At 67.8% G+C, this 16,770-nt stretch carries 14 protein-coding genes; 7 read left to right on the top strand and 7 right to left on the bottom strand.

The features are described 5' to 3' along the window. Positions 1–90 precede the first annotated feature (90 nt). The 3 genes from NKJ07_RS19385 to NKJ07_RS19375 all read left to right on the top strand — a co-directional run bounded on the left by NKJ07_RS19385 (position 91) and on the right by NKJ07_RS19375 (position 2,308). A complete protein-coding gene (locus tag NKJ07_RS19385) occupies positions 91–858 on the top strand; it encodes an alpha/beta fold hydrolase (RefSeq protein ID WP_318568425.1) in 768 nt (255 codons plus the stop codon). Between the two features lie 63 nt (positions 859–921). Beyond that, complete coding sequence (locus NKJ07_RS19380) at positions 922–1,203, top strand: DUF5822 domain-containing protein (protein ID WP_318568424.1); 282 nt, start codon at positions 922–924, stop codon at positions 1,201–1,203. 262 nt (positions 1,204–1,465) lie between these two features. After that, entirely contained in the window at positions 1,466–2,308 is an 843-nt protein-coding gene (locus NKJ07_RS19375; RefSeq protein ID WP_318568423.1) for an eIF2B alpha/beta/delta subunit family protein, read from the top strand. A gap of 11 nt (positions 2,309–2,319) precedes the next feature. Here the strand turns inward: NKJ07_RS19375 and NKJ07_RS19370 are convergent, their stop codons facing one another. The 3 genes from NKJ07_RS19370 to NKJ07_RS19360 form a co-directional block, all read right to left on the bottom strand. Further along, on the bottom strand, positions 2,320–3,429 hold the full coding sequence (locus NKJ07_RS19370; protein WP_318568422.1) for a Gfo/Idh/MocA family protein: 1,110 nt from the start codon (positions 3,427–3,429) through the stop codon (positions 2,320–2,322). A gap of 5 nt (positions 3,430–3,434) precedes the next feature. Then, a complete protein-coding gene (locus tag NKJ07_RS19365) occupies positions 3,435–4,397 on the bottom strand; it encodes a sugar phosphate isomerase/epimerase family protein (RefSeq protein ID WP_318568421.1) in 963 nt (320 codons plus the stop codon). A gap of 85 nt (positions 4,398–4,482) precedes the next feature. Then, entirely contained in the window at positions 4,483–4,959 is a 477-nt protein-coding gene (locus tag NKJ07_RS19360; protein WP_318568420.1) for a GNAT family N-acetyltransferase, read from the bottom strand. A 255-nt stretch (positions 4,960–5,214) separates the two neighbouring features. On the opposite strand from NKJ07_RS19360, the gene NKJ07_RS19355 reads away from it, so the two are divergent. The 4 genes from NKJ07_RS19355 to NKJ07_RS19340 all read left to right on the top strand — a co-directional run bounded on the left by NKJ07_RS19355 (position 5,215) and on the right by NKJ07_RS19340 (position 9,540). Continuing rightward, on the top strand, positions 5,215–6,300 hold the full coding sequence (locus NKJ07_RS19355; RefSeq protein ID WP_318568419.1) for a DUF502 domain-containing protein: 1,086 nt from the start codon (positions 5,215–5,217) through the stop codon (positions 6,298–6,300). After that, complete coding sequence (locus tag NKJ07_RS19350; RefSeq protein ID WP_318568418.1) at positions 6,297–6,734, top strand: archease; 438 nt, start codon at positions 6,297–6,299, stop codon at positions 6,732–6,734. The genes NKJ07_RS19355 and NKJ07_RS19350 overlap by 4 nt, the downstream gene beginning before the upstream one ends. 118 nt (positions 6,735–6,852) lie before the next feature. Beyond that, positions 6,853–7,971, top strand: a complete 1,119-nt coding sequence (locus tag NKJ07_RS19345; RefSeq protein WP_318568417.1) for a DoxX family protein — start codon at positions 6,853–6,855, stop codon at positions 7,969–7,971. Positions 7,972–8,034: 63 nt separating this feature from the next. Further along, positions 8,035–9,540 carry an RtcB family protein gene (locus tag NKJ07_RS19340; RefSeq protein WP_318568416.1) on the top strand — a complete coding sequence of 502 codons (1,506 nt, stop codon included), beginning with the start codon at positions 8,035–8,037 and terminating at the stop codon, positions 9,538–9,540. 269 nt (positions 9,541–9,809) lie between these two features. Here the strand turns inward: NKJ07_RS19340 and NKJ07_RS19335 are convergent, their stop codons facing one another. The 4 genes from NKJ07_RS19335 to NKJ07_RS19320 all read right to left on the bottom strand — a co-directional run bounded on the left by NKJ07_RS19335 (position 9,810) and on the right by NKJ07_RS19320 (position 16,592). Next, entirely contained in the window at positions 9,810–10,166 is a 357-nt protein-coding gene (locus NKJ07_RS19335; RefSeq protein ID WP_318570500.1) for a DUF7969 family protein, read from the bottom strand. Between the two features lie 489 nt (positions 10,167–10,655). Then, complete coding sequence (locus NKJ07_RS19330; protein ID WP_318568415.1) at positions 10,656–13,469, bottom strand: beta strand repeat-containing protein; 2,814 nt, start codon at positions 13,467–13,469, stop codon at positions 10,656–10,658. A 253-nt stretch (positions 13,470–13,722) separates the two neighbouring features. Next, entirely contained in the window at positions 13,723–14,673 is a 951-nt protein-coding gene (locus NKJ07_RS19325; RefSeq protein ID WP_318568414.1) for a hypothetical protein, read from the bottom strand. Positions 14,674–14,882: 209 nt separating this feature from the next. Next, on the bottom strand, positions 14,883–16,592 hold the full coding sequence (locus tag NKJ07_RS19320) for an ABC transporter substrate-binding protein (protein WP_318568413.1): 1,710 nt from the start codon (positions 16,590–16,592) through the stop codon (positions 14,883–14,885). Positions 16,593–16,770: the final 178 nt, after the last annotated feature.

The raw sequence follows: 16,770 nt of genomic DNA, 5'->3' as shown, positions 1-16,770 counted from the left end.
ATCGATGAAGAGTCGTCTCGCGGTTCCACCACTCGAAGGGGATGGACGGACACCGGAGCTTTATCTCATCGCACTCGAGACAGTTCCCCTATGGAACGGCTCACACACCACAGGCGGACCACGGCGTACCGCCGGCGTGGCACCGGCGACGGGCCCGGACTGCTCTGTCTCCACGGCAGCGGCGGCTCCCGGGACGTCTGGCGCGCGCAGTTCCGACTCGCGGACGCGACAGGCGTCGCGGCCCTGGACCTGAGCGGCCACGGCGACAGCGGCGACGTCGACAGCGAACCGGGGTACGAGACGCTGGCGGCGTACGCCGACGACGCCGTCGCGGTCGCCCGGGAGGTCGACGCGCGCGTCCTCGTCGGCAACTCCCTCGGCGGGGCGGTCGCGCTCACGGTCGCGCTCGAGCGCGACCTCGATCTCGCGGGCCTCGTGCTCACCGGGACGGGCGCTCGACTGGCCGTGCTCGACGACCTCCTCGACTGGCTCGACGACGACTTCGACCGCGCGGTCGAGTTCCTCCACGCCCCCGACCGACTGTTTCACGACGCTGACGAGGCGCTGGTCGAGGCGTCGACCGCGGCGATGTATGACGTCGGACGAGCCGTTACGCGCCGCGACTTCCGGACGTGCCACGGGTTCGACGTTCGCGACCGGCTCGACGAGGTGACGGTTCCGACCCTCGCCGTCGTCGGCGAGTACGACCAGCTGACCCCGCCGTGGTACCACGAGTACCTCGCCGACGAGCTGCCGGCGTGCAGCTACGCCGAGATCCCCGACGCGGCCCACCTGGCGATGCTCGAACGGCCCGCGGCGTTCAACGAACGCGTGCGGGAGTTCCTCGACGGGCTGTGACGTGCCAGGAGGACGAAGGGGCGAAACCGACACGTCTTAACCGCCGCGTCCGGACCACAGACCGTGCAACCCGTCGAACGCTCGGACCCCGACGGCGTCGACTTCGGGTGGGTGATGCAGACGACGTTCGTCGTCACCATCCTCGTCGGGTCGCCCGTCGTCGCGGCGCTGTCGACCACGACGACGCTCCAGACTTGGGGCGCGCGCGCCTCGTTCGCCATCCGGGTGGGTGCGGTCATCTGGTTTCTGACCGCAGTCGCCGTCTACCTGTACGCCCGGCGGACCGCCGCGGGCGACGGCTCGCTCGAACGCGAACCGGACGTCGGGGCTGACACCGAGGACTGACTCGATGGATCGGTGGCGGGTGTGGGTGTACCCAGAGTCTGACGCGGGACGATCGAAGCCGAGACGCGAGGGGCGAGTGAGCGAAGCGAACGAGGCGGTTGGGGAAGGAACGAGGCGTAGCGTCGCGCCCGGTTACTGTACGTCCACCTCCCACGACACCGACCACTCACGGGACTCACGGCACGCCCGAAGTCCGCTCCGTTCGTAACGATCGGATACGCGCCCCGAAGCCGTTTTCCCCGCGACCCGCACACGTGGGGGTATGATCGACGAGACCATCGAGGAGATCCGGGAGATGCAGACCCACAGTTCCTCGGTCGTCGCCATCAAAGCCGCGCGTGCGCTCGGCGAACTCACGGAGCGGGAGTACGCCACCATCGACGACTTCGAGCGAGCGCTCGAACACAACGCCGGCGCGCTCCGGCGGTCGAACCCCTCGCACGCCTCGCTCCACAACGCCATGCGGGGGATCCTCGACGCGATGATCGGCACGTCGACGACCATCGAGGGGGCCATGTCGGCGCTCGACCAGGCCATCGAGGACGTGATCGAGGAGATCGAGGAAGGCAAACGCCGCGCCGCGGCGAACGCCGCCGAGACCTTCGTCGACGGCGAGACGTTCCTCACCCACGACTACTCGTCGACGGTGCTCGACGCCGTCGAGACCGCCGCCGCGGCGTCGGAGCTCACCGCGTACGTCACCGAGGCGCGCCCCCGGTACCTCGGCCGGAAGACGGCGCGCGAACTCGCCCCGTTCGACACCGTCGACACTCACCTCGTGACCGACGGTGCCTGCGGACACTTCCTCCCGGAGTGCGACCGGGTCGTCATCGGGATGGACTGCATCGTCGAGGACACGCTCTACAACCGCATCGGGACGTTCCCGCTGGTCGCCACCGCGAACCGGGTCGGCGTCCCCGTCACCGTCGTCGGGTCGAGCACGAAGCTCATCGACGAGTTCCGCTTCGAGAACGAGGTCCGGCCAGCGACGGAGGTCATGCTCGAACCCGCCCGCGGTATCACCGTCGAGAACCCCGCCTACGACGCCACCCCCATCGATCTCGTCTCGGAGATCGTCACCGACGAGGGCGTCCACGAGGTCTGACTGCCGACCGCTCAGTCGACGTCGACCCACGCGCCGCGCTCGTCGCTTCGCTCGATCGCATCGAGCACCTGCTGGACCCGGTAGGCGTCCGCGAACGACGGGTGGAACTCCCCGCCCGCGGCCGCCGCGGAGAGGAACTCGTAGTTCTCGTGGACGAACGTGTGCTCCCAGCCGATGACGTGCCCCGGCGGCCACCAGTGGTCGATGTAGGGGTCCGACTCGTCCGTGACGAGGATCGTCTCGTACCCCCGGGAGTCGCTCGAATTGTACTCGAGTTCGTTCAGCCGTTCGAGCGCGAACCTGACGCTCCCCGCGGAGCCGTGGATCTCGATCGTGTGGTCGTTCTTGTGGCCCGTGGCGAACCGGGAGGCCTCGAACGTCCCAACCGCACCGTTCTCGAACGAGGCCTGGGCGGTGTAGGCGTCGTCGACCGTCACGGGCCGCGTCTCCTCCCCGGCGGGGCGCTCGTCGACGAACGTCCGGAGCTGTCCCGAGAGGCGGGTGATGTCGCCCGCGGCGTCGCCGACGAGAAAGCGCGCGAGGTCGATCGTGTGCGCGCCGAGATCGCCCAACGCGCCGCTCCCGGCCAGTTCCTTCGAGTTGCGCCACGACCACGGCGCGTCGGGGTCGACCAGCCAGTCTTGGAGGTAGCGCCCGCGGACGTGGCGGATCTCGCCCAGTTCGCCGTCGTCGATCAACCCTTTCGCGTAGCGGATCGCCGGGACGAACCGGTAGTTGAACGCACAGCCCGCGACGCCCGGGGCGGCAGCGGCCGCCTCGTGCATCTCGCGGGCCGCCTCGATGGTCGGTGCGAGCGGCTTCTCACAGAAGACGTGTGCGCCCGCGTCGAGCGCCGCGATGGAGGGCTCGGCGTGGACGTGGTTCGGGCCGAGGTTGTAGAAGACGTCCACCTCGTCGACGACGTCGCGCCAGTCCGTCGCGGTGTGGGAGAAGCCGAACCGCTCGGCGGCGTCGGCCAGTGCCGCCTCGTCACGGCCGACGAGAGTGTGTCGCTCGACGCTCGGCGCGTCCGGGAAGAACATCGGGAGGCGCGCGAGCGCGTTCGAGTGCGCCTTGCCCATGAACCGGTAGCCGAGGACGCCGACGGTGAGTTCAGTCATGCGGATCACTCCGCCCAGTAGGCGTCGCCCGGTCGTGTCTCGAACACGGCGCGCTGGAGCAGGTCGACCGCCTTCTCCAGCCCCTCTCGCGAGGAGGTGAGCGAGTCCTCGTGTTCGATCGAGAGCGCGCCGTCGTAGCCGACCATCCGCAGCGTGGAGACGACGTCCTTCCAGTGGGACTCCCCGTGGCCGTACCCGACCGAGCGGAAGAGCCACGACCGCTCCGCTTCGTCGGTGTACGGCGCGGTGTCGAGCACCCCCTTCGTCCGGGCGTTGGCCTCGTACACCTTCGTGTCCTTGGCGTGGACGTGGTGGATCGCGCCTTCCAAAGAGCGAATCGCCGCCGTCGCGTCGATGCCCTGCCAGTAGAGGTGCGATGGGTCGAAGTTCGCGCCGATCCGCTCGTTCGTCGCCTCCCTGAGTCGGAGCAGCGAGTGTGGTTCGTACACCAGCATGTTGGGGTGCATCTCGATCGCGACGTCGACGCCCGCGGCCGCGGCGTGGCCCGCCAGGTCGGTCCAGTAGTCGGTAGCGACCTCCCACTGGTACTCCAGGGCGTCGGCGTGTTCGGTCGGCCACGGCGCTGTGATCCAGTTCGGGACCTCGTCGTTCGGGCCGCCCGCCGGCAGGCCCGAGAAACAGGTCACGGCGTCGACGTCGAGTTCGGCCGCGAGATCGATCGCCTCGCGGAGTTCCTCGTCGGCGCGGGCGGCCGTCTCGTCGTCGGGGTGCAACGGGTTGTTGTGCGTCGCCAGCGCACTCACCCGGAGGCCGTGTTCGTCGAGCGCCGCGGCGAGGTCGCTCCGGGCCTCCGCGTCGTCGAGGAGCGCCCGCCGGTCGACGTGGTCCTGCCCGGGAAAGCCGCCGACGCCGACTTCGACCGCGCCGACGCCGAGCCCCGCGAGGTACGCGAGTGCGTCGTCGAGCGGTTCGTCACCGAGTGGGACCGTGAGTACGCCTACGTCCATGACGCCGCGTACTCCCGAGCCGTGAATAAACCTTCAGGTGGCCGACGGTGTCGGTCGCAGGTCGTCGTGTGCAGGGCGTGGCGAGTTACCGCCGCAGGAACTCGGAGAGCCGCTCGCGGAAGGAGGCGTCCTGTCCGAGACGGAGGTAGTAGGCGTTACCGCCGTCCTCGTAGTAGTTGTCGATCCGGCGTCGGACCTCGAAGCCGACGTGCTCGTAAAACCGGAGGGCGCTCTCGTTGGTCGCCCGCGCGTGGCAGGTCACGGAGCGGTGGTTCTGTGCGACTTCGGCGACGAGGCGGCGACCGAGTCCCTGTCCGCGTGCGTCGGGGGCGACCGCGAGAAAGAGGATGTAGCCGTCGCGACGGACGGAGACGAAGCCGACGAGGTCCTCACCGTCGAAGAGGAGGTGCGTCGTCGAGCGGCGGTAGGCGTCGACGAAGAAGCCGCGTCGCTGTTTCAGGACCCCCTCGGTGCGTCTGATACGCTCTTTGAGCGCCCACGCCTCCTCGACGTGCGTGGCATCGTTGGGCCCGTCGACCCGTTTCTCGATTGTGGCACTCACTGTCGTACAGGTACACGAGTCTGGAATATAACTCCACCGCGTCGTGTCTGCCGAACGAGGCCGAGACGCCGACAGACGGTGGCTGAAGGGCCTTCGTCCGGGAGTCGTCGGTGTCACGACAGCGGAGCGGGGGGGCAGTCGTGCTGGCCTGGCTCCGCCGGTGCGACCGTCTCCGGGATCGGACGTTCCACACCACGACCCGATCCCGACGACAGGCCCGGAAGGCTTTGGTGGACCCCGCGCGCAGTACGCCGTATGTCGCAGTCGCCCGAGACAGCGGCGTCCGCGCACTCCATGAGCGACACCGTCCGTGAGTCGCTCATCACGGGCGTCGCCGTCGTCGTCCCCGTCTTGGTCACGACGTTCGTCTTCGCCGTCCTGTTCAACACCCTCTACCGCTATCTCGCGCTCGTCTCGAACCTGCTTCCGGTCTCGACGCGGGTGACGGTCGTCCCCGAACTGGTGACGTTGCGCGCCGAGACGGTCCTCGAACTCACCATCCCGGTCGTCGTCCTCCTCGTCGTCTTCTGGGTCGGGTTCGTCGTCGATCGGTCGCGCCACGGCGAGCGGGCCGTCGACTACTTCGACGACGCGCTCGCCCGCGTCCCCGGCTTCGGCTCCATCTACGAGAGCTTCCGGCAGATGTCCGACGTCGTCCTGTCGAGCGACACGGAGAGCTTCCGCGAGGTAAAACTCGTCGAGTTCCCCCACGAGGGGTCGTACACGCTCGGCTTCGTCACGACCGAGACGCCCGACTCGCTCGCCGACCCGACGCCGCACGACGAGATGGTGACCATGTTCCTCCCGATGGCCCCGAACCCGGTGATGGGCGGGCATCTCGTCCACCTCCCGGCCGATCGGGTGATGGACGTCGACCTCACGGTCGAAGAGGGGGTCCAGACGATCGTCACGAGCGGGGTCGCCATCGCTGAGTCCGATCTGGACAGCGGCCTCTCCGGTGACGAACTCCGCGGCCTCGCCGACGCGGAGACGGTCGACAGACAGACCGATCCCGGCTCGGCGATCCAGTTCGGTCGTGAGGCGGCGACGACCGAACGCACCGCGCGCTACGACGCAGCCGTCGATCCTGCGTTCGCCGATCGGCCCCAGCACATCGTCGAGCGCGAGCGAGACGACGACGGCGATCCCGACTCGGACCGGCCCGCGCGCGAGGCCGATCGCGCGCCCGACGCCCGCGCCGACACGGAAGGCCGCCCCGCGGAACTCGCGGGTCGCCAGCGCGAGCGCACCGACGGGGCGGACGACGAGGCGGCGACCGACCGCGCTCGGGCCGCGAGGGAGTCGGACCGAGGCCCAGCCGACGGAGGGGACGGCCAGTGACCTTCCACCTCCGCGACCACACGGCCGACGTCGCCGTCGAGGCCGACGCCGCGACGCTGTCGGGTGTCTTCGCCGCCGTCGGCGACGGCCTCACGGCGGCGATGTGCGACGACGTGCCCGCGCCGGCCGACGACGACGAGACGGTCTCGTTCACCGTCGAGGCCGAGTCCCGCGAGGCGCTCCTGTTCGATTACCTCGACCAGCTCATCTACGAGCGTGACGTTCGCGAGGTGCTCCCGGTCGACAACGAGGCGACCGTCTCGTCGGTGCCGACGTCCGATGGAGACGGAGGCTCGTGGCGCGTCGAGGGGCGAACTCGCGGCGTCGCCCTCTCGCGCGTCGACGCCCGCGAGATCAAGGCGGTGACGTACTCGGAGATGCGGCTGGAGGAGGGGGCCGACGGCTGGGAGGCGTACGTCGTCTTCGACGTCTGAGGGTCGCCGGGGCGACGGGCCGCCGGGCCCGACCGGGGCGTCTCGACGAACCGTTCCGGCCCGTCAACCGGGAACCCGCACCGCTTAGGTCGGTCGGGAACTTACTCACGGAAGAGTAATGTCACCCTCACGACTCCGCCGGACGGTGCCGTCGATCGCCGTCGTGAGCCTTACGCTCGCGGCCGCGCTCACCGCACCCGTCCGCGCACACGTGCAGTACGTCACTCCGGGAGGCGACGCGGTCGACGCGATCGGGTTCCTGCTTGCGACGCTCGCCGAGCCCCTGAACGCGGCGCTCCTCGGGGGCGGGGTCGCCGCCGGAACCGTCGGACTCCTCGCGTACCTCCGGATCCGACCGGCCCGTCACGACGTGCTCCGCCTGCGCGAACTCCTCGCGGGATACCGTGACCTCCTGCCGTGGTTGCTCCGGCTCAGCGTCGGTCTCCCGCTCGTGGGGGCGGGCTTCGCAGGCTACCTCTTCACGCCCCTCTTCACCCCCAGCCCGGCCACGTTCGTCCGCCTCGTCGGCATCACGATCGGCTTCCTCCTGCTGTTCGGCTTCGGGACCCGGCTCGTGGCCGCAACCGGTCTCGTCGTCTACGGCTGGGCGCTCACGCAGTCGCCCGACCTCCTCCTTGCGTTCGAGTACGTCCCCGGCTTCCTCGCCATCGCGCTCGTCGGCGGCGGGCGGCCGAGCGCCGACCAAGTGATCGCGCGCATGGCTGCCGACGAGCGGACCCTCTACTCCCGTATCGATCCGTTCTACCGGCGCGTGGCGGTGCCGTTCGTCGAGCGGGTCGATTCGTACAGAGAGTACGTCCCGCTCGTCCTCCGCGCGGGGATGGGGCTGGCGTTCGTCTACCTCGGGATCGTCCAGAAGCTCGTGAACCCCGGCGACTCGCTCGCCGTCGTCGCGAAGTACGACCTCACCGCGGTCGTGCCGGTCGACCCCGCCCTCTGGGTCGTCGGCGCGGGCGTCGTCGAGGCCGCCGTCGGCGTGGCGCTCCTCGCGGGCCTCTTCGTCCGTCTGTTCTCCGGCGTCGCCTTCCTGCTTCTGACGACGACGCTGTTCGGCCTCCCGGACGACCCGGTGGTCGCTCACATCTCCATGTTCGGGCTCGTGAGCGCGCTGCTCGTCACCGGCGCTGGCCCGGTCTCGTTCGACGCCTGGGTCGCCCGCGAGGTCCCCGACGCGGTCCCGGACCCGCTGGAGGAGTCGGCGGGGGCGGCGGACTGACCGAGACAGTCCCCGAAGCCGAAGGACGGAACCCTTTCCACCGAACGCGTCGACTGCCTAGTTATGACCACGCGCGAGTTCGGCGACGTCACGCTCGAACAGCTCTCCGACTACGTCTGGGAACTCCCGAAAACGGGCGAGATGCGCGTCCCAGCGCGTGTCTTCGCCAGCGAGATGCTCCTCGAGCAGATCGGCGACGACAAGACCCTCCAGCAGCTGCGAAACGCGACTCACCTGCCCGGCATCGCCGACTACGCCGTCTGCATGCCCGACGGCCACCAGGGCTACGGTTTCCCCGTCGGCGGCGTCGGCGCGACCGACGTCGAGACCGGCTGTATCTCGCCCGGCTCGGTCGGCTACGACATAAATTGTGGCGTCAGAATGTTGAAAACAAACCTCGAATACGACGATCTCGAAGGACGCGAGACGGAACTCGTCGACGCGCTCTTCGACGCCATCCCCTCGGGACTCGGCGGCGGCGGGGTCGTCGAGACCTCGAAAGCGGAGGTCGAGGCGGTGCTCGAACGCGGCGTCGACTGGGCGCTCGAAAAGGGGTACGCCGTCCGCGAGGACCTGACTCACTGCGAGGACGAGGGGTACCGCCCGGAGGCCGACGCGTCGGTCGTCTCGCAGAAAGCCAAGGACAGAGGGAAGAACCAGCTCGGCTCGCTCGGCTCCGGCAACCACTTCCTCGAAGTCCAGCGCGTCACCGACGTCTTCCGCGCCGACGTCGCCGACGCGTACGGCCTCCACGAGAATCAGACCGTCGTCCTGATCCACTGCGGCTCGCGCGGGCTCGGCCACCAGACCTGTACGGACTACCTCCGCCGGGTCGAAAGGGAACACGCCGACCTCCTCGCCGAGTTGCCCGACAGGGAACTGGCGGCCGCCCCTGCGGGCTCGGAACTCGCCGACGAGTACTACCGCGCGATGTGTGCCTGCATCAACTTCGCGTGGGTGAACCGCCAGCTCATCACCCACCGCACCCGTGAGGTGTTCGCCGACGTGTTCGGCGCGTCGTGGAAAGAGTTGGAAATGGACCTGCTGTACGACGTCGCACACAACATCGCCAAGAAGGAAGTCCACGAGGTCGCGGTCGACGCCGATGGCAGACCGACGGCGTACGACGAGGGCGTCCGGCGTGAAGAGCGTGAACTGTACGTCCACCGAAAGGGAGCCACGCGGGCGTTCCCTGCCGGTCGCCCCGAGATCCCACCGGCGTACCGCGACGTCGGACAGCCGGTCATCATCCCCGGGAGCATGGGATCGGGCTCGTACGTTCTCAGAGGAGGAGACCGGTCGCTCGACCGCTCGTTCGGCTCGACCGCCCACGGTGCCGGCCGAGTGATGAGCCGAACACAGGCCAAGAAACAGTTCTGGGGCGGCGACGTGCAGTCCGAACTCCGCGAGGGCCAGCAGATCTACGTGAAAGCACAGTCGGGAGCGACCGTCGCCGAGGAAGCACCCGGCGTCTACAAGGACGTCGACGAGGTCGTGCGGGTGTCGGACGAGCTCGGCATCGGCGAGACCGTCGCGCGGACGTTCCCCGTGTGTAACATCAAGGGCTGAGCCGTCGCGACGCGGTTCGTCAGCAGGAGCCGGATCGTTCCAATCCACTGGGAACCGGCGGAATCCGTTTTCATCACGCTTCCGTATCTACGCCCGGGACGACCCTGCTCGTCGTCGTGCGTCGGCGTCAAGGCGGACCACGGCGACTACAGCGGCCAGGGAACGTCCCACGCGACCCATCGCCTCTAGCTTATGGCCGATCGATTGCGGACGGCCGATGTCTCCCGGTCCGCTTCACTACCAGGTCGGTTCTCGTGTGGGCTCGCTACTCACTGGCCCCCCTGACCTGTCGGACCCGACGGTCCCTGCGGCCCGCGCGGACCGGTGCCCTCGCTCAGTTCGACGTACTCGGCGGGTCGTCGTGGATCGACCTCGCGGCCGTTCTCGTACTTGACGAAACTCAGATAGAACGGCTCGCCACAGCCGTCCTCGTCGTCTTTCAGGGTCCCGTCCTCGCCGCAGACGAACCGAACGCCCTCGGCCGACTCGTACTCCTCGTCGGGCGTCGCGTACGTCCAGCCCTCGAACGGGAACGGCGTAACGGCCTTGTCGGCGAGGTAAGCGTCGCGGTCGAGTTCCGCTAGCGCCCCGCAGTGCGGACAATAGTAGGTGACCGTGACGGTCACCTCCGTGGCATCGTCGTCCACGGTATCCGGAGCCGTCCTGTCGGTCACGCTCGCGTCGTCGAGGACGGTCTTGCGCTCGTCGTGATCCTCGTTACTCATCACTCTCACTAGCGGTGCGAGAGGCATAAGCGGTGCGCGGCGACACGAAGGCGTTCACCGGTGGACGAGAGTTCCGGAGCCGAGTTCGATTCTCGAGACCGCGCATAGGCCGTCCGTGGCTCCGAGCACCGAGACGATCAGCCGACTGCGATCCGTCCGACGGGACCGCGACACGACCGCGAGGGATCGACAGACCGACTCGTTCGTCCTCGGAACGACTCACCTCCGACGTAGTCGGAGTACGATACGTCGGCTCGTGGCAGTCCGATCGACGACGGACGATTAGGAGCGACGTCGATCGCATATCGTCGTCACTGGCGGTGTGAGCGCCCGTCAAAAATGGAACCGCGAACCGCAGTGACCGGTATCGCCGGTCAGTCGTGGTTCAGATTAGTCGCGGCGGATCGCCAGCAGTGCCGCGGCGATGAGCGCGACGAGTGCGACGATCGCACCGAAGCCGGGCGTCGACGTCGACGTCGTCGTCTCCGTCTCAGGTGCCGGCGTCTCCGTCTCCGTGTCCGGAGCCGGCGTCTCCGTCTCCGTGTCCGGAGCCGGCGTCTCCGTCTCCGTGTCCGGAGCCGGCGTCTCCGTCGGCGTGCTCAGTTCGCTCACCAGCTCGAACTCGAGTTCGGCCGATGCTTCGTCGTCGTCAGCGCGCAGCGTGTAGGTCCCCGTCTCGACGTCCGACATGTCGAGCGTGGCTTCCCACTCGCTGTTCGAGCCGTTGACTTCGGCTTCCTGGGATGCAACGACGTTGTCGTTCTGACCCAGGACCTCGATGAAGACGGTCGTCTCGTCTTCGCGGTTCGAGGTGCCCGAGATCGTGACCTCACCCTGGGCGACCTGCCCGTCGGTGGTGAAGTCGTCGATCGTCAGCTGCGGGTTCTGCGCCTGGAGCGTCAGCTCGACGAGCTGGTCGTCCGAGCCCGCGCCAGTGTACTCGTCGTTGATCAGCGCGACCGCCTGCTGCGGCGTCGTGCTGAGTCCGCTCAGGTCAGTCGGGTCGAGACGCTCGTTCCCGTCGTTGAACTGGCCGTCGCGGCCCTGGCCAACGATGATGAACGTGTACGTCCCACGCCGGTTGAAGATCGCGTAGTCCTCTTCGAATTCCTCTTCGTCCACGTCGATCGTGGCGACGCCGTCCGTGGCGTTCAGTGCGAGGAAGTCACCGCGCGGGTCGACAATGTAGACCAGCACTTCGTCGCCCTGGCCGAGCGCCGTGCCCGACAGGGTGACTTCGTCACCGACGTCTGCCGCGATGGCCGACGTCGACAGCTGAGCCGTCAGGTCACCTTCGACCGTCCGGACCGTCGTGGTGGTCGTCGTCTCGAACTCGGAGTAGTCGTCCGAGTCGACCGAGTTGCCCGGGCCCGTAACGCCGAGCGTCGCCGTGGCGACGTCGTCAGTCGGGTCGGCGACGAGCGCGATGCGGTACGAGTCAGGCAGGTCGATGTACTGACCCGAGTCGATGTCGACCGAGAAGCTGCCGTCGGAGTCGACGTTGTCCGTCGAGGCGTCACCGTTGTCGTCCTCGAGCGGGACGTAGTCGTTGTCGATGCGGGCGTACGCCTTCACGTCGTCAGATTCGGGAGCCTGCCCTTCGAGGGTGAACTCCTCGCCGATGCGGACGACGCTCGGGGCGGACGTGATGTTGATCTCTTTGTCCTCGACGGTCAGTTCGGCGTCAGCGTCCGAGTCGTTGGTGAACGCGTTGTCGACCTCACCGATCGTGAGGGGCGTGTTCGCGTTCGAGATGCCGGTCTCGACGAATTCGACGTCGATCGTCGCAGTGTCGAGGTAGTTCGAGTCGACGCGGACCGAAGCTTCGCCGCCGTCGTCGAGGTCGACGAAGGCGCCGACGTACTCGTCACCCGAGTAGCCCGCGACGTCCTGGGTGCCGTTGATGCCGACGACGTCGCCGGTGTTAGCGAAGACGTTCGACGCGTTGGTGTTGTCCGCGGTGCCGTTCGCGTCGTCGAGGTCGTCCTGGGCGATGCGGACGAGGCCGATCTGCCCGGGCGTACCGGTCACCGTGGCGACGACGTTGTCGCCCTTGGTGAGCGTCGACTCGGCGAGGTTGATGGTCTGGTCTTCGTCACGGATCGAGAACGTGGCCGAGCGCGAGGCGCTGTCGAGGTCGTCCTCACCCTCGACCGTGACCGTGTACTCGCCCGTGTCGAGGTCGGTCAGACCAGTGAACGTGACATCGCCACCAGAGGTGGTGATCTGACTGGGCGAGGCGCTCAGCTGGGTCTGGACTTCGAGACCGTCCTCGTCCTCGATGGTAATGTCGAGAGCTTCGGCGTCCTCGAAGTTGAACTCACCCTCGACGGTGATCGTGTCGTCGGAGGTGAGGATGGAGCCGTCGGTGACGTCAGCGCCGGAGTCGTCGCTGCCCCGGTAGATCGTAGCGTCGGTGACTCTAGGCTCGATGACCGAGAGTTCGACGGTGTCGTCACCGCTGGCGGTACTGTACCCGCCGGTGGTGAAGTCGTTGTCTTCGGAGATGTCCGCGTTCGTGATGTCGGAGACCGAGGCGGTCGAGCCGTCGGCCTCACCGGCGACACCGTAGAGGGTCGCCGAGTCGCCCGCCGCGCCCGAGATACCCGAGACGCCACGGAGGTCGACGCCCGACTCACCGAGGTACGCGGTGTCCGTGATGGTGCCACCTGGTCGGTCGTCAGCGACAACATCGAACGTAGTGGTGCCGTCCGTGGCGCCGCCGGCGCCGTCGTTGATATCGATTCCAACGCCGGACGTTGCACCGACAGCCGACAGGTCGTGCGTGACGTCGAAGCTAACAGTGACCGTCTCGGGGTCAGCGTCAGCAGTATCGTCCAGTTCGAACTGGAACGTTGTCGTCCCACTTGCAGGAATGGACGGCGACGAGGAAACACTCACGTCACTCGCGTTAGTACCCCCGTCAGGGTCACTGAGCGAGATAGTACTAACACTGGTGACATTACCAGCGGCGTAGTCGATTTCTACGACGTTGCCCGTACTGCTTGCGGGAATTTCAGTTGTAAACTCTACCGTGTGTGTCGTGCCTGCTGCGTTAGCAGTAACGTCTCCGGCAGATGCACCGGACACGCTGTTAAGAGTCGCAGCCGCTGTACCGGTAAACGCGATGGTCCCCGCGAAAACGGAGAGAACCATCAGCGCTGCGAGTACAACAGCGCGGATCTTATTGTTGTTGTCTGTCATGGGTTATTGATTGCAGTCGGCGACAGCACCTTTCTCGCACGACCACCCTGCGGGTGAGCGGCGATACTCGTTGTTGCCACCATGGGTAGGGGTACACCGCAAACCGGGAGCGGTTCTGTAATAAGTTTTGTGTGATACGTTCGGCGTGCGAACAGGTGCCAAATCGGTCGCCATCCGTGGGTTTTAGTCGGCCCATAAAGCTCTTGTGTCAGACGTGATTTCGGCTCACAGAGAGGTATCGCGACCGAACCGTTCAACTCGAACACCGATTCCGGGTGGATTCGGCCGTCCGCAGGAGTCGCGCCGCGCGCTCGGCGTCGCCCGCGTCGGCCTCGGTCGCTGCTCGTCGAGCGACCGAAGTGGCCTCCACCCCCGCCGTCGCCACGCACGACCGACGGTCCGTGAGGTCGGCGAACGAGCCGTCGGTCCCGAGGCCGCCGTCGAGCAGTCGCTCCGCGGCGCGGTACTCCTCGCGCGCCGTGTCGAAGTTCGCACGGGCGTCGGCGAACGCCGCACGCTCGAACGCCGCCAGCCCCGCGCGCCAGTCGAGCGAAGCGGCGAGTTCGCGCTCGACCACGTCGAGTAAGCGTCCGATAGCCGTCGACTGCGCGTCGAGCGTCGCGGCGAGTGCGCGCGTGCGATCGGTCGTGAGGAACACTGATCGGGGCATCGTCGGGTCGGTCTCGACGACGTCGGTGAGATCGCTCGCGAGCGCCGCGAGGGTCGCCGTCATCGCGCGAGGCGTGTCGAGTCGACCCTGTGGGTCGTCAACGGAATCGTCAGCGAGCGTCGCGAGCGACGAGTGGAGTTCGACGGCGGTGGTGAGCGCGTCGAGGAGGTGCTCGTGGATCGTCACGAGCGTCGAAAGAGAGCGGTACCGCGGTGGGATCTCGTCGACTGCCGCCGAAAACGTCGTCACCGCGTCGCGAGCGTTCGCGAGCGACGTCCGTGCTGCGGACTGGTCGTCTCGCGAGACGTCGTCGAACTCGAACCTCGCGAGCGGTCCGCGGACGACGCGGTACACCTCGTTGAGCGGTCGCGTGACCGCCTGTGCACGCGATTCGACGGGGTCGACCGTCGCAGTCGACGACGACTCAGTCGGCGGTTCGGGGGGGAGCGTTCGTGGGCCCGAGGCGCGGTAGTCCGTCCCTGCACAGCCCGCGACCACCGAGCACGCGACGGCGAGAAAGCGGCGGCGGCGCATCGTGTACTCGGCTGGGGGACCGCCGGGGACATGAAACGTTCCCTCCGACAGCGGCGGGGAGTCGGACCGAGAGGAAGACGGGACGAAAGGGGGCGATCAGATCAGGCTCTCGCGCACGCGAGTGTTGATAACCGAACGACAGGCGCTCGAGACAAATCGAGCCCAGATCGGGCACAAAACGAGCGTAAGCCGTGCCTACTTCCCCCGGTTCAATCGAGGCGTGCGACGGCCAGAGCCGCGACCAGCGCCGCGATCACGGCCACGACGCCGAAGCCGGGGGCGTCGGTCCCGGTCGTGTCGGCCACCGTCGTCGACGGTGGTGCGGCTGTCGGTCGGGTCGTCGCGGGCTCCGTCGTCGAAGTCGCGGTCGGCGTCGGTTCTGGGGTCGGTGTCGCCGTGACAGCCCGTGCGCTCGTCGTCTCGGGGACGGCGACCGAGAACGTCGCCGGCGTCGCCGACGTCGTCTCGAAGACGACCGAGCCGTTCTGCGAGCCGACGACCCGCGTTTCGAGCGCCGCCCACGACGACCCGTTGTGGCGGTAGAGCGTGACGTTCTCCGCCGAGACGTTCCGTGCCGCGAGCGCGCTCTCGGTCGCCACGAAGCGGACGCGGAGTCGATCGATGTCCTCGTTCGGCAGTCCGTTGGCGTCCATGGAGAAGCGGGCGAGCTCACGGGTGCCGTCGAGCGGAGTCGGCCCGTCGTCGGCACGGGGGTACCGAACGTCGACGGTGAACGTCGGGTTCAGGTTCGCCAACGAGACGTTGACCCGTTGCAACTGGACCGTCGCGTTCGGCCGGTCGGGAACCGAGAAGCTCACCCGCTTGTCACGGCCGAGGTTGCGCGCTTCGAGCCGGACGCTGCCGTCCGCGAGCGCCGTGGTCCGGACCTGTTTCGCCCCGCCGGGCTCCTCGGACCGATCGAGCCGACCGCGGATCTCCTCGCGGTACGCCTCGGGGTGGACGACTTTCACGACGTCGAGGACGGCGTTGACGACCCGCGGTGCCGGTTGTGAGATCTCGTTGGCGTCGAGCACGACCGCGTTATCCTCCTCGTACGCCGTCGTCTCGGTGAACGCGCCGTTGGGTCCCGCGGGAACCCGCGCCTCGCGGTATTCGTTGCTGTTGAGGAGGAACCACTCGGGGTCCTCGGCGACGACCGTCTCGGCGTTTACGACAAAGAAGCCACTCGACTGCTCCTCGTTCGCTCCGCCCGCGGCGGCGACGTTCTCGACGCCCGCGGTCGTGATGATCTCGTCGATGAACGTGTCGGAGCCGGCCGTGAAGCTGAAGAAGTAATAAAGCGCCTTCGGGCGCTCCTCGTCGCGAAGCGCGTCGCGGACGATGTCGAGTTCGCGCTCCATCGTGTCGGCGGTGTCGCGTGCACCGTCACACTCGCCGACGAGGCGGCCGATGAGCCGGGTTTTCTCGGTGACCGTCGTTCCCGATGCCGAAGCGTCGCCGTCGATGGAGTCCGCGGGACGGAACTTGAACACCGTCAGCCCCGCGTCGCGAAGTTGCTGGACGGTGGGATCGGGGATCGTGTTCGGGGCGAGCACGAGGTCGGGCGCGAGCGCGACCGTTCGCTCGACCGTCGCGTCCGAGCGACCGTTTCCGACGGTCGTCTTCCCCGCCGTCCCGGGGAGGTACGAGGCGAACTGCGAGACGCCGACGACGCGGTCCCAGGCGGGGTCGTCCGAGGCGGAGATCTCGTAGACAGTCTGGGCGGCGCTGGGATTCAGCGTGACGATGCGGTCAGGTGAACCGGAGAGCGTGACGGTCGTGCCGGTGGCGTCGGTCTCCGAGACGGGGAACGAACAGCCACCGGACTCCTGGGCGGTCGCGGGCCCCGCGCCGAGCGGGACGACCGCCGCCACGAGCACGACCGAGAGCGTGAAGACGACGACGTGTCGTGCGGACATGTAGACACCCACGAAAGAGTGCAATAAGAATTTACCTAATACAAGTCGAGTTACGTTTCGGCACACGACTTGCCCAGGGGACGAACGCTGTCGACCGGTGACGACGAAGTCGAGGGCGGCCGCGGCGGCCGTCGTCGGACCCCGAACGACCGGGTGGCCGACCGGGGCGGAAACGCAA

The organism is Salinigranum marinum, assembly GCF_024228675.1.
Lineage (GTDB): Archaea > Halobacteriota > Halobacteria > Halobacteriales > Haloferacaceae > Salinigranum > Salinigranum marinum.
Note: the sequence above shows the minus strand (reverse complement) of the source record. Positions and strands in the feature narration are given on the sequence as shown.

Bases quoted from the DNA above. Each gene is read 5' to 3' on its own strand.
- NKJ07_RS19385 (WP_318568425.1), top strand. From the start codon at position 91: ATGGAACGGCTCACACACCACAGGCGGACCACGGCGTACCGCCGGCGT.
- NKJ07_RS19375 (WP_318568423.1), top strand. From the start codon at position 1,466: ATGATCGACGAGACCATCGAGGAGATCCGGGAGATGCAGACCCACAGT.
- NKJ07_RS19370 (WP_318568422.1), bottom strand. From the start codon at position 3,429: ATGACTGAACTCACCGTCGGCGTCCTCGGCTACCGGTTCATGGGCAAG.
- NKJ07_RS19365 (WP_318568421.1), bottom strand. From the start codon at position 4,397: ATGGACGTAGGCGTACTCACGGTCCCACTCGGTGACGAACCGCTCGAC.
- NKJ07_RS19355 (WP_318568419.1), top strand. From the start codon at position 5,215: ATGTCGCAGTCGCCCGAGACAGCGGCGTCCGCGCACTCCATGAGCGAC.
- NKJ07_RS19345 (WP_318568417.1), top strand. From the start codon at position 6,853: ATGTCACCCTCACGACTCCGCCGGACGGTGCCGTCGATCGCCGTCGTG.
- NKJ07_RS19340 (WP_318568416.1), top strand. From the start codon at position 8,035: ATGACCACGCGCGAGTTCGGCGACGTCACGCTCGAACAGCTCTCCGAC.
- NKJ07_RS19330 (WP_318568415.1), bottom strand. From the start codon at position 13,469: ATGACAGACAACAACAATAAGATCCGCGCTGTTGTACTCGCAGCGCTG.
- NKJ07_RS19325 (WP_318568414.1), bottom strand. From the start codon at position 14,673: ATGCGCCGCCGCCGCTTTCTCGCCGTCGCGTGCTCGGTGGTCGCGGGC.
- NKJ07_RS19320 (WP_318568413.1), bottom strand. From the start codon at position 16,592: ATGTCCGCACGACACGTCGTCGTCTTCACGCTCTCGGTCGTGCTCGTG.